Annotated in this window: 10 protein-coding genes and 2 pseudogenes; 6 read left to right on the forward strand and 6 right to left on the reverse strand. The window is 63.7% G+C overall.

The window, feature by feature from the left end:
* Window positions 1-46: 46 nt before the first annotated feature.
* A pseudogene (locus tag G7067_RS12445) lies at window positions 47-1,503 on the forward strand (amino acid permease).
* A gap of 70 nt (window positions 1,504-1,573) precedes the next feature.
* On the opposite strand, the pseudogene G7067_RS12450 reads toward G7067_RS12445, so the two are convergent.
* A pseudogene (locus G7067_RS12450) lies at window positions 1,574-2,799 on the reverse strand (acyl-CoA dehydrogenase family protein).
* 697 nt (window positions 2,800-3,496) lie between these two features.
* On the opposite strand from G7067_RS12450, the gene G7067_RS12455 reads away from it, so the two are divergent.
* Window positions 3,497-4,753 (forward strand): MSCRAMM family protein, encoded by a 1,257-nt coding sequence (locus G7067_RS12455; protein WP_166324913.1) that lies wholly within the window; start codon window positions 3,497-3,499, stop codon window positions 4,751-4,753.
* 72 nt (window positions 4,754-4,825) lie between these two features.
* Here the strand turns inward: G7067_RS12455 and G7067_RS12460 are convergent, their stop codons facing one another.
* The 3 genes from G7067_RS12460 to secA2 form a co-directional block, all read right to left on the reverse strand.
* Entirely contained in the window at window positions 4,826-5,452 is a 627-nt protein-coding gene (locus G7067_RS12460) for an MBL fold metallo-hydrolase (RefSeq protein WP_166324916.1), read from the reverse strand.
* Complete coding sequence (locus G7067_RS12465) at window positions 5,449-6,534, reverse strand: S-(hydroxymethyl)mycothiol dehydrogenase (RefSeq protein WP_166324919.1); 1,086 nt, start codon at window positions 6,532-6,534, stop codon at window positions 5,449-5,451. Before G7067_RS12465 ends, G7067_RS12460 begins: the two co-directional genes overlap by 4 nt.
* A gap of 73 nt (window positions 6,535-6,607) precedes the next feature.
* Entirely contained in the window at window positions 6,608-8,815 is a 2,208-nt protein-coding gene (secA2, locus tag G7067_RS12470) for an accessory Sec system translocase SecA2 (protein WP_166324922.1), read from the reverse strand.
* A gap of 107 nt (window positions 8,816-8,922) precedes the next feature.
* Here secA2 and G7067_RS12475 point away from each other — a divergent pair, with 107 nt between their 5' ends.
* The 4 genes from G7067_RS12475 (at window position 8,923) to pdxS (ending at window position 12,507) form a co-directional block, all read left to right on the forward strand.
* On the forward strand, window positions 8,923-9,579 hold the full coding sequence (locus G7067_RS12475; protein ID WP_166324925.1) for a TetR/AcrR family transcriptional regulator: 657 nt from the start codon (window positions 8,923-8,925) through the stop codon (window positions 9,577-9,579).
* A 28-nt stretch (window positions 9,580-9,607) separates the two neighbouring features.
* Window positions 9,608-10,573, forward strand: a complete 966-nt coding sequence (locus G7067_RS12480) for an ABC transporter ATP-binding protein (protein ID WP_166324928.1) — start codon at window positions 9,608-9,610, stop codon at window positions 10,571-10,573.
* Complete coding sequence (locus G7067_RS12485; RefSeq protein ID WP_166324931.1) at window positions 10,570-11,376, forward strand: ABC transporter permease subunit; 807 nt, start codon at window positions 10,570-10,572, stop codon at window positions 11,374-11,376. The genes G7067_RS12480 and G7067_RS12485 overlap by 4 nt, the downstream gene beginning before the upstream one ends.
* 243 nt (window positions 11,377-11,619) lie before the next feature.
* Window positions 11,620-12,507 carry a pyridoxal 5'-phosphate synthase lyase subunit PdxS gene (gene pdxS, locus G7067_RS12490; protein ID WP_166324934.1) on the forward strand — a complete coding sequence of 296 codons (888 nt, stop codon included), beginning with the start codon at window positions 11,620-11,622 and terminating at the stop codon, window positions 12,505-12,507.
* A 31-nt stretch (window positions 12,508-12,538) separates the two neighbouring features.
* On the opposite strand, the gene G7067_RS12495 is transcribed toward pdxS, so the two are convergent.
* Together G7067_RS12495 and G7067_RS12500 are read right to left on the reverse strand one after the other, a co-directional pair.
* Window positions 12,539-14,389: an ABC-F family ATP-binding cassette domain-containing protein gene (locus G7067_RS12495; protein WP_166324937.1), complete on the reverse strand. Its 1,851-nt coding sequence runs from the start codon at window positions 14,387-14,389 to the stop codon at window positions 12,539-12,541.
* A gap of 37 nt (window positions 14,390-14,426) precedes the next feature.
* The gene (locus G7067_RS12500; RefSeq protein ID WP_166324940.1) at window positions 14,427-14,621 is read right to left on the reverse strand and encodes a hypothetical protein; all 195 of its coding nucleotides are present in this window, start codon (window positions 14,619-14,621) and stop codon (window positions 14,427-14,429) included.
* Window positions 14,622-14,629: the final 8 nt, after the last annotated feature.

The following is a 14,629-nucleotide window of genomic DNA, read 5'->3' on the forward strand; positions in this document are numbered from 1 at the left end:
TCCGGATTGCACCGATTCATTGATGACCATCGAGAGGAACGCAGTCATGTCCACTGACGCATCACTACCTCAGCAGGAGCAACTGCAACGAGGACTGTCGAATCGGCACCTGCAGCTGATTGCGATTGGCGGCGCAATCGGCACGGGCTTGTTCCTCGGTTCCGGCAAGGTCATCAGCCTCACCGGCCCTCCATCCTGTTCATCTACACCATCATCGGCTGCATGATGTTCTTCTTGATGCGGGCACTCGGAGAGCTACTCCTCTCCAACCTGAACTACAAGACCTTCGGCGACATTGCGAAAGACCTCATCGGTCCCTGGGCGGGCTTCTTCGTCTCCTGGACCTACTGGGTGACCTGGGCCACGATCTGCATCGCTGACATCATCGCGATCACCGCCTACGTCCTCGATATGAAGCCGAACACGCCAGTGTGGCTCCCCGCGCTCATCACCGCCATCGTGCTGACGATCCTGAACCTGCAACCGGTGCGGTTCTTTGGCGAGTTCGAGTTCTGGTTCTCGATCATCAAGATCGTCGCGATTCTCGCGCTGATCGTCACCGGGGTGGTGCTGATCGTGAGCGGCTTCCAGAACCCCGACACTGGCACCTCTGCTTCGCTCACGCATCTCTGGGACAACGGCGGCATGTTCCCCTACGGAGCAGGCGGCTTCATCCTGGGATTCCAGCTCGGGATCTTCTCGTTCATCGGCGTGGAGCTCGTCGGCACCGCGGCCGCGGAGACGAAGGACCCGCACCGCAACCTGCCGCGCGCCATCAACTCCATCGTCGTCCGCGTCATCATCTTCTACGTCGGAGCCCTCACGGTCATCATGGCGCTCACACCGTGGGACAAGATCGACCCGGAGGCAAGCCCGTTCGTCACGACCTTCGCCTACGCAGGCTTCACCTCCGCCGCATTCGCGATCAGCCTTGTGGTGCTTACGTCGGCGGCCTCGAGCGCAAACTCGGGCTTCTACTCCGGCACACGAATGATGCACGGTCTCGCCCACGACGGCCACGCCCCCGCACGCTTCGCGCTCACCGATAGTCGCGGAGTACCCCGCCGCGCGGTCTTCTTCTCCGCCGTATTTGTCTTCTCCTCAGTGCCGATCCTGCTGCTCGGAGAGAGCGTCATCGAGGCCTTCACCTTCGTGAGCTCGGTCGCTTCAACATTCATTCTGTTCATTTGGGGCATGATCGCCGTCAGCTTCATCCAGTATCTGCGCAAGTACCCCGAGCGTCACGCGGCCTCGACGTTCAAGACACCGCTTGCCCGGATCGTGCCGTGGGTCGTGCTCGCCTTCTTCGTGTTCATCGTGTTCACACTACTCATGGCTGAAGACACGCGGGTGCCGCTCACATTCACACCAATCTGGTTCGTGATCCTGGCCGTAATGTGGCAGTTCACGAAGCGCCGCCTGGAACGCGAGGGTCGACCGCTCACGGCCGCTATCGCACTCCCCGGCACCGGCGACGACGCCTCTCCTGCCGAGACCGAATGATCTCAGCGACCCGCCACCTGTTTCGCGCGGAACAGATGGCGGGTCGACGTGGTGATGGCGGATAGCACCATCACGCGAACGCGGATATCCCCGTGATTTCGCGGCCTATGATCAGCGCCTGCACCGTCTCGGTGCCCTCATAGGTGTGCAGCGACTCAATGTCTGCGAAGTGTCGCGCCACACGATTCTCCAGCAGGATCCCGTTCCCACCGAGCAGATCCCGCGCATTCGCGGCCATCGCCCGTGCGGTCCGGGTCGCCGTGTATTTGCCGAGCGAGGCGCCGGGGCCGGAGAGCTCCCCCGTTCCTCCGCGCGAGTGAGCTGCATAAGTAGCGCCTGCAGGGAAGTGAGCTGGCTCAGCATTTCGGCGAGCCGCGCCTGCACGATCTGCGAAGCTGCGAGCGGGCGCCCGAACTGCACGCGCTGCTTGGCATAGTGCACTGACGTCTCGTAGACGGCCGTCGCGTGGCCGAGAGCAGACCACGCAACACCGAGCCTTGTGGCCTGCAGGATCCGAGCCGTGTCTTTGAAACTCGCTGCCCCCGGCATTTTTGCACTCGCAGAAACCTTCACATCATTGAGGGAGATGTCCGCCTGCCAGATCGCGCGGAGAGAGACCTTCCCCTCAATGGTCCTCGCATCGTACCCCGGCGCATCCTGGGGAACGAGAAATCCCTGCACCTGACCGTCGTCGCCGCGTGCCCACACCACGGCGACGTGGCCGACACTGCCCGAGCCGATCCATTTCTTGTGGCCATTGAGGACGTAGCCGTCTCCCGAAACTTCAGCGCGCGTCTCGAGACTCACCGAGTCAGATCCGTGGGTGGGCTCCGTAAGCGCGAACGCACCAAGTTCCCTGCCGCGCGCGAGCGGCTCGAGCCAGCGCTCCTTCTGCACCTCTGATCCACACTCCGCGATGGCACGCAGCGCCAGTGCGCCCTGCACCGCAACAATCGTGGCGACGGATCCGTCCCCGCGCGCCAGCTCCATCGTCGTCAGACTTGCGGCAAGCAGGCTCTGCTCAGGAAACCCCGGCACGTCGACGCCATCGCGCAGCAGATCAAGATCACCAAGGCGCTTCGCAAGGTTGAGCGGATACTCGGCGCGATCCCAGTGACCCGCGATGACGGGCCGCACTTCGTCTTGCACAAAGGCGCGCGCCCGGTCACGATAGGCCAGGTCTGCGTCAGAGATATTTCGAAAGACCCCGGCGACGTCCGGATCGAGCGGCTCCCAGAGTTCGTACTCTGGCTCTTGGGTGCCCGGTGCGATGGGGAGGTGTGCTTTCTGCGGCATTGCGGATCCTCTCTGAGTGATTGCGCGGGCCGGGATCGTGCCCGGTCGCAGTCGCGGTGGCTGCGACTGAGTCTCACACATCTCAGCCCCAAATGATGGGCCCTCTGGCGACACCCACCACACATCCTCCACTGCGACTCGCCCGCGTGTGAGGCAGGCCACAAGGCGACCGGACCGTCCCCAGCATGTCGAGACTTAGTATCCGCTTCTTCCTGGCCACCACACGGGACACTAGGAGACAACCGTAGCATTCATTTGCAAACGTTCTGGGACAAGATCCTCCGTTTGTAGAAAATTGACGGCTGACCCAATGCGTCAGCAATTCCAACACTGGAGAATCTCATGAATAAGCTCACTAGTATGCTGTCTGCCACTGGCAGCATACTCTTGACTGCACTGCTCGTCGGCACCTTTTCATCTGCCGCGCAAGCTGCCCCCGAGGACACCTCGGACACCACAACAGATACGCATGCGCGTGCACTCAGCGGGCCAGGTTCGGTGACGATCAACGTCCTCGATGAGCAAGGAAACCGACTCCCCGCGAAGACTCCGGGTGCAGGTCAGGCATTCTCTTCCCACTACGCGTTCTTCCTGATCAAGGGAGACAACGGCGTCGAGCTGGTTGTGGCCGACCAGGACCGGACGATCCGCACCGCGCCGCTCAACGATTCCAACAGCACCCCCGGGGGTGATCACCGTGCAGAATCTGCCCTATGGGACGTACACCATCACGGAGATCTATCAGCCCGATGGTTACGCACTTTCCGCCGCACCGACAACCGTGACGGTTGCGTCCGGCAGCGAGAACGCCACCGTCTCGGTGTCGCACACTCGCGGCGCTAACCTGCCCTACGGTGATACCTTTTCCCCGGACCTCGATGTCAAGATCACCGCGGACACTGACCTCGCTGCGTACGCCGGCCAGGTGATCACCTTCACCATAGACATCACCAACACGGGCAACACCGTGCTCAACGGCTTTGATGCTGGGTTCCACCGGTTCAGCGCGTCTAGTGACGTGAAAGACAATCCGTACAATGACCTTCCCGGCTCCCCGACCGCGAACAGCAGCATTTCTGACGATTACATCAAGTCGATCGACGGCTGCGTCAGCCAGCGCTTCCTGGCTCCCGGTGAGTCCGTCTCCTGCCAGGTGCAGTACGCCGTCGCGGAAGCCGACCTGCATTGGGCCTCAAACCGGGACGCCAACGATGACTACGATCTCACCTGCACCATCATGTTCTCGGACTGGTTCACGGCGTGGGACCGCTACAACACACAGTTCAACCAGACCACAGCAACCGGGGAAAATCTCCGCGAGAATCCCGCAACGTACGAGACGCGCAATAGGGTCGTCAACGGAGACACGATTCAGATTCGCACACCCTGCTACAGAGAGCCGACGCAGCAGGCCGATGACGCGATCCTCGAGATCAACAACTCGCTCTCGGGCGATGGGGCTGACGAGGCACAGGGCCCATTCATCGTTGAGGTCGACTGCGTGATCAACGGTACGTCACTTCCCGGTTTCCCTCGCACCGTCATTTTTGACAGCCCCGGCAGCCAACAGATTACGGTCGAGGCGGGCGCGACCTGCCGTCTCACGTCAATCGATCGCGGGAACGCAAGCGGCGCATCGATCACCACCAACGATGTGGTGATGGAGAGCGGGAAGACCGCCTCCGTTACGGTCGACCACGTCTTCGGCAGCAGCACGGTTCCCCCGAGCGGTTCAGCGGTGTTGCCTGCGCAGGGCGGGAACCAGGGCCCCGCGGGCGCTGCAGCTTCCGCTGGCTCAGCAGACTCGCAGAGCGAACAGACGCTCGCGGTCACCGGAGCGCCGATCGCCGCCTACCTGAGCGCGGGCAGTATCGCTACCCTCCTCGGCGGCGCGCTCCTGATTGCTGTACGGCGACGCCCACCACTTAGTTTCCGGGTGAGCCGCTGCCAGTAGTGCGCAGTGGCTCACTCAGAAGGCGACTACTGATAAACCGGCGTGCTGCCCAGCCGACAGCGCGCCGGTTTTTCAGTGCCCGCGGTCGATCCACTCCTGCAAATGGGGTGCCTCCGCCGCAATCGAGGTGCTCTCACCGTGACCCGTGTGCACGACCGTCTCACTCGGGAGCGTCAGCAGCCGATCCCGAATCGATTCGATGATGGTCGGAAAGTCACTGTAGGAACGCCCGGTCGCCCCCGGGCCACCCTGGAAGAGTGTGTCACCCGTAAAAACAGCGCCGAGCGCAGGCGCGGTGAAGCTCGTCGACCCCGGAGAGTGCCCAGGCGTGTGCATGGCGTGCAGCTCGACGCCCGCCACCTCAAACACGTCGCCGTCCGCCAGTTCCGCATCGGGCGCCTCGTCGTACACCGCATCCCACAGCATGCGGTCTGCGGCGTGCAGATAGATCGGTGCCTCGAGCAGGGCCGCAGTCTCCCGGGCCGCGCGAATATGGTCGTCATGCCCGTGGGTGAGCAGGATCGCGCGCACGCGTCGCTCCCCCACCGCATCAGCGATCTCCGCGGCATTGTGCGCGGGATCGATAACGATGACCTCGGCATCATCACCGACGATCCAGACATTGTTGTCAACGTCCCAGGTGCCGCCGTCGAGCGAGAACGTCCCGCTTGTCACGTAGCCCTCAATGCGCGCGTTCACAGCTCCACCACCGATCGCAGGACGGTACCCTCGGCCATACGCGCGAACGCCGCCTCGACGTCTCCCAGGCCGATCCGCTCGGTCACAAAGCCGTCAAGATCCAGCCGGCCCAGCTTGTACTGGTCAATCAGCATTGCGAAGTCCCGGCTCGGCAGGCAGTCACCATACCACGAGGACTTCAGCGATCCACCGCGGCCAAACACGTCGAGCAGCGGCAACTCAAGCATCATTTCGGGCGTGGGGACCCCCACGAGCACGACTCGTCCGGCAAGATCACGCGCGTAGAACGCCTGCTTGTACGTTTCGGGGCGACCGACCGCATCAATCACCACATCGGCACCGTTGCCCCCGGTGAGCTCGCGGATCGCCTCGACGGGATCTTGGCTCCGTGAGTTGACCGTGTGCGTCGCACCGAATTGCTTCGCCTGTGCAAGCTTTGCGTCGTCAATGTCGACGGCGATGATCGTGGTGGCACCCGCAAGCTGCGCTCCCGCGATGGCGGCCGTGCCGACCCCACCGCAGCCGATCACGGCAACGGACTCGCCGCGCTGGATCTCACCGGTGTTCATCGCGGCGCCGATGCCCGCCATCACCCCACAGCCGAGCAATCCGACGGCGGCGGCATCGGATTCTTCGTCGATCTTGGTGCACTGGCCCGCGGCGACAAGCGTCTTCTCAATGAAGGCTCCGATGCCGAGCGCGGCCGAGAGCTCGGTGCCGTCTTCGAGGGTCATCTTCTGCTTCGCGTTGTGGGTGGCGAAGCAATACTGCGGCTGACCCTTCGCGCAGGCGCGGCACTGACCGCAGACCGCGCGCCAGTTCAGGATCACGCGATCCCCCACTGCTACCTCGGTCACGCCCTCGCCAACAGCAGCGACTCGGCCGGTGGCCTCGTGGCCCAGCAAGAAGGGGAACTCGTCGTTGATGCCACCCTGCTGATAGTGCAGATCGGTATGACAGACGCCGCTGGTGATGATGTCCACCACAGCCTCACCGGGGCCGGGATCCGGCACCAACACCGTCTCGATAGTTGCGGGCGCGTTCTTCTCACGCACAATGACACCCTGCACTCGATACACCATGTGAATTCCTTTCGGGAAGGGCCCGGGCAGCCTCGCACCAGGCTATCCCAGGCTACCGACATTCCTGAGCACACTACTCGATCTTGAGCACCGCTCGGCGAAACCGCTGGGCCAGGTTACGGACGGCTCGATCGCCCGCGCTGCCAAACGGATCATCACGGGTCATGTAGGTCCAGGTCGCCGAGGGGCGCACCAGCCCGAGGGCCTCCAGATCTTTCCCCACGTCCTCCGCCGCGAGATGCTGCACGAACTGCGCCGTGCGCTCAACCACGGACTCCAGGAATCCTTCGAAGACCCGCAGCGCGGTGAGGTGGAACTCGCTCGCAGGATCCTGCCCGCCGAGCGCGCGCAGGTGGATCCCGTCGCGTATCTCCTGCAGCTCTGTGAGCTGCGTGGTCCACGCGTCATCGATGAAATAGAGCGCCGCGAGGCGCACGGTCTCGGCAACGTCAGCGGCGCCGCACGTCGCTTCAAGCTCGGTGAGGTGCCGCGGAATCGACTCCCGCAGCTGCGTCAGCGCGAGCCCCTCGCACTCGATCTGCGCGCGCAGCCGCAGCACCGCGGCCCGCTGATGCGAGATCGCTGCGTTGTAGCGCTGAGTCGCACGGTGGCGGTCGCGCCGAATCCCCTCGGCAATACGCTGCGAGGTGTCGAGGATCTGTTTCCTGCCGCTCTGCTCACGCAGGTCCAGTTGCTTCCAGAGATGTCTGGGGGCGTGCCGCTGCACCAGCGGGTCTTCGAGTGAGGCGTAGAAGATGCTCGATCCGGGATCGCCCTGCCTACCAGCGCGGCCACGAAGCTGCGCGTCAAGCCGCGCCGATTCATCGCGGCCGGCTGCGAGCACCGCCAAGCCACCGAGCGAAACCACGCGCTCTCGTTCGCGCTCATCCTCGCCGCCGAGGCGAATGTCGGTTCCGCGACCCGACATCTGCGTGGAGATCGTCACCGCGCCCAGCTCACCCGCGCGGGCGATCACCGCGGCCTCTTCAGCGTCGTTCTTCGCGTTGAGGAGCCGGTGAGGTATTCCCGCGGCCACAAGCCTCGCGGAGAGCAACTCGGATTCGGCCACGCTTCGTGTACCGATCAGGATCGGCTGGCCCGTACCGTGCCTGACGGCAATCTCCGCAACGACAGCGTCCCATTTCTCGGCTTCGGTGATGAACACTCGGTCGGGCTCGTCGACGCGTCGCTTGGGTGCGTGCCGCTCGATCCTGCCCGATTTCAGGCTGGTGAACTCTTCGAGCTCCTCCGCGACCGCGAGAACGGTGCCGCTCATACCCGAGAGCGTCTCATAGCCGCGCAACACCTCCTGCACGGTGACGGTATCGAGCACCACACCCGCCGGCGTCGCGAGCAGCCCCTCCTTCGCTTCCAAGGCCGCGTGCAGGCCATCTGGCCAGCGTTGCAGTGCGGCGACCCGGCCCCGCTGCGCGTTCACCAGGCGGATCTTGCCCTCTGTGACGAGGTAGTCAACGTCACGTAGCAGCGCGACCCGGGCGTGGAGTGCAAGGTTGATGGCGGTGAGGCGATCCGCGTGTGCCGTGGTGTAGAGGTTGATGCCGCCCAGCTGCCCCTCAAGGTATTCAAGCCCCTCATCGGTGAGCATCACGACCGCACGGTCTTCGCTCACCGTGAAATGGGTGTCCCGTTCCAAGGCTGCGGCGAGCGCCGTCGCCTCGGTCAGATCCTGCGCGATACCGTCGCTACTCCCCGCTAGGACGAGAGGCACCATTGCCTCGTCAATCATCACGGCATCGATCTCATCGACGATCGCAACGTCGCGGATCGGCTCCACGCGTGCTTCTTGAGCGACGGCGAAACGATCCCGCAGCACGTCAAAGCCGAGTTCACTGACCGGGACATACACGACGTCGCAGCGGTAGGCGCGCTGTCGATCGGCGTGGCTCGTGTGCTGCCCGATCCAGGCAACGGTCACCCCGAGCGCGGCGTAGAACGGCCGCATCCACTCGGCGTCGCGCTGCGCAAGGTAGTCATTTACCGACAGCACGTGCACCGTTCGCCCGCGCGCGACGTGTCCGGCTGCGGCCATCGCGCCCACGAGCGTCTTGCCCTCCCCCGTGTCCATCTCGATCGCGTGACCCGCCATCAACGCGCGGGCAGCCTGCACCTGTTCGGGGAAGGGCTGCAGCCCGAGTGCTTCGGCGGCTGCCAGGCTGGCCTGTTCGGTGAAGGGTGTCGGTTTCGCGAAGCGCTTGAGAGACACCGAGCCGGGTGTTCCGAGCACGCGTGAAACCCAGTTGGCGGGCTTCGGTGCGGTCATGGTGACAGCTTACGCACGCTTGGCCTCACACGCCCAGGGCCGACCTGCTCCTCCGCCCGGTTTCTGCGCCCCTTGCACACCACTAAACAATCGTTTAATCTTTAAACATGCGTTCAACTCCTGAATCAACCGCGCGTTTCCCGCAGCGTGAAGACAGCATCCTCGCGGCCGCGCTTGAGCTCTTTGGGCAACACGGTGTTGACGGGGTCAGCGTACGAGCAATCGCGGCACGCGCGGGAGTAAGCCCGGGGCTCGTGATCCACCACTTCGGTAGCAAGGAAGAGCTGCGAGAAGCCTGCAACGCTCACGTCTCAAAGCAGCTCGTCCAAACAAAGGACGGGGCCCCAACTTCCGTGGGCATTCGCGGCACGCTCGACACCTGGATGCAAGATCCCTCGCGCTACGACACGCTCCTCAACTACCTCACGAGAATGCTGATGGACGGCGGTGATCCCGGCCTGCAGCTCTTCAAGAATCTGGTGCGCGACACCGTCACTATCGTGCAGACACAGATGGATGCTGGCGTCATGCGGCAACTCGATGACCCTGAAATGGTGGCCATCGTGTTGACCAGCCAGGGTCTGGCGTCACTCATGCTCCGCGGCCACGTCAGCGAGATGCTCGGATCCGACAGCTTCTCACCGGCGAACATGCAACGGATGATGCTCACCATGGCGGATATCTACACCGACGGCCTGTACGCAAACAGCACCCTACTCAGCGCCACCCGGGACGCCTTCGCGGCAGAGCGCCCCGAATCGTAAGAATAGAGCTTCAAGGAAAGAAGACACCATGACCCACGCAATTGAGGTTCAGGATCTGAAGAAGAGCTTCGGATCAAACCACGCGCTCAACGGCATTGACCTGGCCGTGCCGAGAGGTGCGGTCTTCGGGCTGATCGGTTCGAACGGCGCCGGCAAGACCACCACGATGCGGGTGCTGCTAGACATTGTGCGGCCAACGAGCGGCAGCGTGTCGGTGTTCGGGATCGACCCACGCGAGGGTGGCCCGGCTTTACGACGACGTATCGGCTATCTGCCCGGCGAGCTCATCCTCGACGGTCGCAGCACCGGCCGCCAGCTCCTGAAACACTACGCCAGCATCAGCGGGCCCGTGCGCGCCGGCAGAATCGAGGAGCTCGCGGCGAGATTCGATGTCCCCCTCGACAGATCGACCCACAAACTCTCGAAGGGCAACAAGCAAAAGCTGGGCCTCATTCAAGCTTTCATGCACGAGCCCGATTTACTGGTACTCGACGAACCGACCAGCGGACTCGACCCCCTCGTCCAGCAGACATTCCACGAGCTCGTGCGGGAGGCTCAGACAAATGGCCAGACGGTCTTGCTCAGTTCCCACGTTCTCAGCGAGATCGAAAGCATCGCCGAGCAGCTCGCAGTCGTGAGAAAGGGCAAGGTCGTCTCGGCGAGCACCGTGACTGAACTGCGAGCGGCAGCGAAACGGCGCGTACAAGCGACCATCACGGATCGCAGCAAAGCCGAGGTTGTTCAGCTGCTCAGTTCCGTAACGGAGCTCAGCGAAGTCACAGTCGCACGGTCTGACGACAACACGACCACCGTCACCGGCAGGCTTTCTGGAGGCCCTGACGCGTTCATCCGGGCACTCGCGAGCTGCGCGGTCGCTGACGTCACCATCGCGGCACCGAATCTCGAAGACGCCGTGCTCGACCTCTACGACGCTCGCCCCAGCAGCGGCGCAGCACCCACTCTTCACGACGGCACACAGGAGCACACCAAATGACCACACAAACGCTTCCTCTTCTCCGCCACACGCTGCGCGAAACGTGGTTCTCCACCGCGGTCTGGGCTGTTGCTACCGCAGCAGCAATGACGCTCTATCTCGGGCTCTACCCCTCGCTGTCGACCGACTCCCAGGGACTCGAAGACCTCATCGCGTCCCTGCCTTCTGAGCTCGTAGCGACGCTCGGGCTCGACAGCATCTCAACGGGTGCCGGTTATGCACAGTCCACGTTCTTTGGGCTACTGGGGTTCGTTCTTTACGCGATCCTGGCCGTGTCGTGGGGCACCGCCGCGATCGCGTCCGACGAAGAACGCGGCACCCTGGAGTTGACTCTTGCACACGGTGTCTCACGCACCAGGGTGCTTCTTGAACGGGTCACCGCGATCCTGATCCGCCTGTTGCTGCTTGGCGTCGTCATTGTCGCCACGCTTTCGCTGCTCAATGCAATGGCGGATCTGGGGATCAAGTTTGCGCACATGATTGCGGTGACCCTCGCACTACTCGGCCTCACAGTTCTCGCCGCCAGCGTGTCGGTGATGATGGGAGCCGCAACGGGACGACGAAATGCAGCCCTCATGTCGGGCGCAGGCGTGCTGGTCCTGTCGTACATCATGCAGGCACTCGGCGGGCAGTCAGACTCGCTGAGCTGGATGTCCGACGCTTCTCCCTACAACTGGGCGTACGGCAAGTTGCCCTTGGCGAACGGCTTCGACTGGTCCGGGCTGGGTCTGCTCTACGGCGTCGCGGCCGCGCTGATCGTCGCGAGCTGGATCCTGTTCAACCGCAGAGATATCGGGCGATAGTCAGAGTCTGCGCCCCCTTGCCAGATCCTGTGACCCAAACGATGCCGATCCCAGTGGACCGCCCATTCACCACCGGACCGCACAGTGACGCGTCACACAAGGTGAACGAGGGGTCCTCTCGTCAATACGCGGTCCATTGACGCCGAGCACAGTATTCCAGCCATCCCCGCAGGGACATTGGTTCATTGATATCAGCAACAAGTGGACCTTGAGATGGACCATTAACCCTGTCAAGGTATACAGATGTCTTCTAACAGCGTTCCTCAGCCCCCCGTTCACCACAACACAGACACCTTCCTCGGCGGCGTCATCATGGATGTCGTCACCCCCGAGCAGGCCCGCATCGCCGAAGGCGCGGGGGCCGTCGCGGTGATGGCACTTGAGCGAGTACCCGCCGACATCCGCGCGCAGGGCGGTGTCGCCCGCATGAGCGATCCCGACCTCATCGACGGTATTCGGGCCGCGGTGTCGATCCCCGTCATGGCCAAGGCGCGCATCGGTCATTTCGTTGAAGCACAGGTACTCGAGGCGCTCGGCGTCGACTTCATCGACGAGTCCGAGGTGCTGAGCCCCGCGGACTACGTCAACCACATCGACAAGCGAGCGTTTTCGACACCGTTCGTCTGCGGCGCCACCAACCTCGGCGAAGCTCTGCGCCGCATCACCGAGGGGGCCGCGATGATCCGCTCAAAGGGAGAAGCGGGCACCGGAGACGTCTCGGAGGCGACCCGGCACATCCGCACGATCAAGGGGGAAATCGCCCGACTTGGCGCCCTCACCCCCGACGAACTCTTCGTCGCAGCGAAGGATTTGCAGGCGCCCTACGAGCTCGTGCGGAACGTCGCACAGACCGGCACGCTCCCCGTTCCCCTGTTCACCGCTGGCGGGATCGCCACTCCCGCTGATGCCGCGTTCATGATGCAACTCGGCGCGGACGGCGTGTTCGTCGGCTCAGGGATCTTCGGATCCGGCGACCCCGCGAAGCGTGCGGCGGCGATCGTCGCCGCGACCGCACACTTCGGGGATCCCGCCGCCGTCGCCAAGGCATCGCGCGGGCTCGGCGCGGCGATGGTCGGGATCAGCGTTGCTGAGCTCCCCGTCGCCCACCGCCTCGCTGACCGCGGCTGGTGAGCGACGGCCGCGCGCCGCAGTGGGCTATGAGCTAACCGAGTTGTTCGGAGAGTTCCAGCCAGCGTTCCTCAGTCTCGTTGACTTCTGCTTCAAGCGCGCGGAGTTCGTCGCCGATCTTGCCGAGACCTTCGTAATCGCTCTGGTCATGATCGGCCATGCGAGCGTGCAGCTTCTTCACCTCGGTGTCGAGCTTGGCGAGGCGGCGCTCCGCCGCCTGCTGTTCTTTTTCGACCGCGCGGCGCTCGGCGCTTCCCGGAGGCAGCACGAGCGCAGATGCGGGCGAGGATTCTGAAATTTGCTGCGCAGAGGCCGCCGCGGAGGATCCCGCAAACCCTGCCTGCTGGCCAGCGGCCTCGCTCTCGCGCTCCTCGGCCGCACGCAGCTTCAGATACTCGTCGACCCCGCCAGGCAAATGCCGGAGGTGATGCTTCAGAATCGCGTACTGCTGATCCGTGACGCGCTCCAGGAAGTACCGATCGTGTGACACCACGATCAGCGTACCCGGCCACGAGTCGAGTAGATCCTCCATCGCGGCGAGCATGTCAGTATCGAGGTCGTTGGTCGGCTCGTCAAGGATCAACACGTTCGGCTGATCGAGCAGGATCAGCAGCAACTGCAGGCGCCGCTTCTGCCCTCCCGAGAGATCCTTCACCGGGGTCGACAGCTGCGCGCTCGCAAAGCCCATCTGCTCGAGCAGTTGCCCGGGGGTGAGCTCTTGGGCCTTCGATCCCGACCCCACCGTGAAGCTTGTGCGCAGCCGCGAGATCACGACCCGCACGGGATCGTTCAGATGCTCTTCAAGCTCGTCGAGCTGCTGCGTGAGCGTCGCGATTTTCACGGTTTTGCCGCGCTTCACCTGCCCGGAGGTCGGTTCGACGTCTCCCGAGATGAGGCCGAGCAGCGTCGACTTGCCAGCGCCGTTGACGCCGAGGATCCCGGTCCGCTCACCGGGGGCGAGTAGCCAGGTGACATCGTCGAGCACCTCGCGGTCACCGTATGCCACCCGGACATCAACGATGTTCACGACCTCTTTGCCGAGGCGCGCGACGGCCATCGACTGCAGGGAGACGCGATCCCGAATCTCGGGCACATCAGCGATCAACTCATTCGCCGCGTCGATGCGGAACTTGGGCTTTGAGGTGCGGGCAGGGGCACCGCGGCGCAGCCAGGCGAGCTCCTTGCGCGCGAGGTTCTGCCGTTTCTGCTCGATCGTCGCGGCCTGGCGGTCCCGCTCCACCCGCTGCAGAATGTATGCCGCGTACCCGCCCTCAAAGGGCTCGACGATACGGTCGTGCACCTCCCAGGTCGTGTTGCAGACCTCATCGAGGAACCACCGGTCGTGAGTCACCACAAGCAGTGCGCCCTGACCCTGCGGCCAGCGCCGCTTGAGGTGGTTCGCCAGCCACGCGATGGCTTCGACGTCGAGGTGGTTCGTGGGCTCATCGAGGGCCAGGATCTCCCAGTCCCCCACCAGTAGCCGGGCCAGCGCTACACGCCGCCGCTGACCGCCCGAGAGAGAGTCGACGGGCGCGTCCCATGCCAGATCTTTCACGAGTCCGGCAATGACGTCGCGGGTGCGTGCGTCACCTGCCCACTCGTATTCGGGGCGGTCACCGACGATTGCGTTGCCGACGGTTTCACCATCCACAAACTTGTCGGCCTGATCCAGCACCCCGATGGTGGTGCCGCCGCGCATGGTGACTTTGCCGCCATCGGGATCCCGCCTGCCAGCGAGCATCATCAGCAGACTCGACTTGCCGTCGCCGTTGCGGCCGACGATGCCGATGCGATCCCCCTCCGCTACTCCGAGCGTCACAGAATCGAACACGACTTTCGTCGGAACCTCAAGATGTAGGGACTCTGCCCCGAGAAGATGCGCCATAACCTCTCAAGCGTAGTTCACCCGGCTGGGTGGGCCCCTACACGCTGCAGCAACTCCCGCCGCAGCAGGATCCTGCCTCGGAGTCACCCAGCAGATTCAGGATCTCCTGGCTTTCGGCGCTGGCAAACGCTGCGGCCGAGGCCAGCCCGGCTGCGGGATCCAGCGCCGGCGCGGCCTCAGCCTCGGGGTTCGTAGCAACCTTGGTGTCGGTCACACGGTTCTGATCGGTCATGTTGTGCT

This window comes from Leucobacter insecticola (assembly GCF_011382965.1).
Taxonomy (GTDB): Bacteria; Actinomycetota; Actinomycetes; order Actinomycetales; family Microbacteriaceae; genus Leucobacter; species Leucobacter insecticola.

Excerpts from the sequence above, each read along its gene's own strand:
- G7067_RS12465 (WP_166324919.1), bottom strand. The coding sequence starts at position 6,534 with ATGGTGTATCGAGTGCAGGGTGTCATTGTGCGTGAGAAGAACGCGCCC.
- secA2 (WP_166324922.1), bottom strand. The coding sequence starts at position 8,815 with ATGACCGCACCGAAGCCCGCCAACTGGGTTTCACGCGTGCTCGGAACA.
- G7067_RS12475 (WP_166324925.1), top strand. The coding sequence starts at position 8,923 with ATGCGTTCAACTCCTGAATCAACCGCGCGTTTCCCGCAGCGTGAAGAC.
- G7067_RS12480 (WP_166324928.1), top strand. The coding sequence starts at position 9,608 with ATGACCCACGCAATTGAGGTTCAGGATCTGAAGAAGAGCTTCGGATCA.
- G7067_RS12485 (WP_166324931.1), top strand. The coding sequence starts at position 10,570 with ATGACCACACAAACGCTTCCTCTTCTCCGCCACACGCTGCGCGAAACG.
- pdxS (WP_166324934.1), top strand. The coding sequence starts at position 11,620 with ATGTCTTCTAACAGCGTTCCTCAGCCCCCCGTTCACCACAACACAGAC.
- G7067_RS12495 (WP_166324937.1), bottom strand. The coding sequence starts at position 14,389 with ATGGCGCATCTTCTCGGGGCAGAGTCCCTACATCTTGAGGTTCCGACG.
- G7067_RS12500 (WP_166324940.1), bottom strand. The coding sequence starts at position 14,621 with ATGACCGATCAGAACCGTGTGACCGACACCAAGGTTGCTACGAACCCC.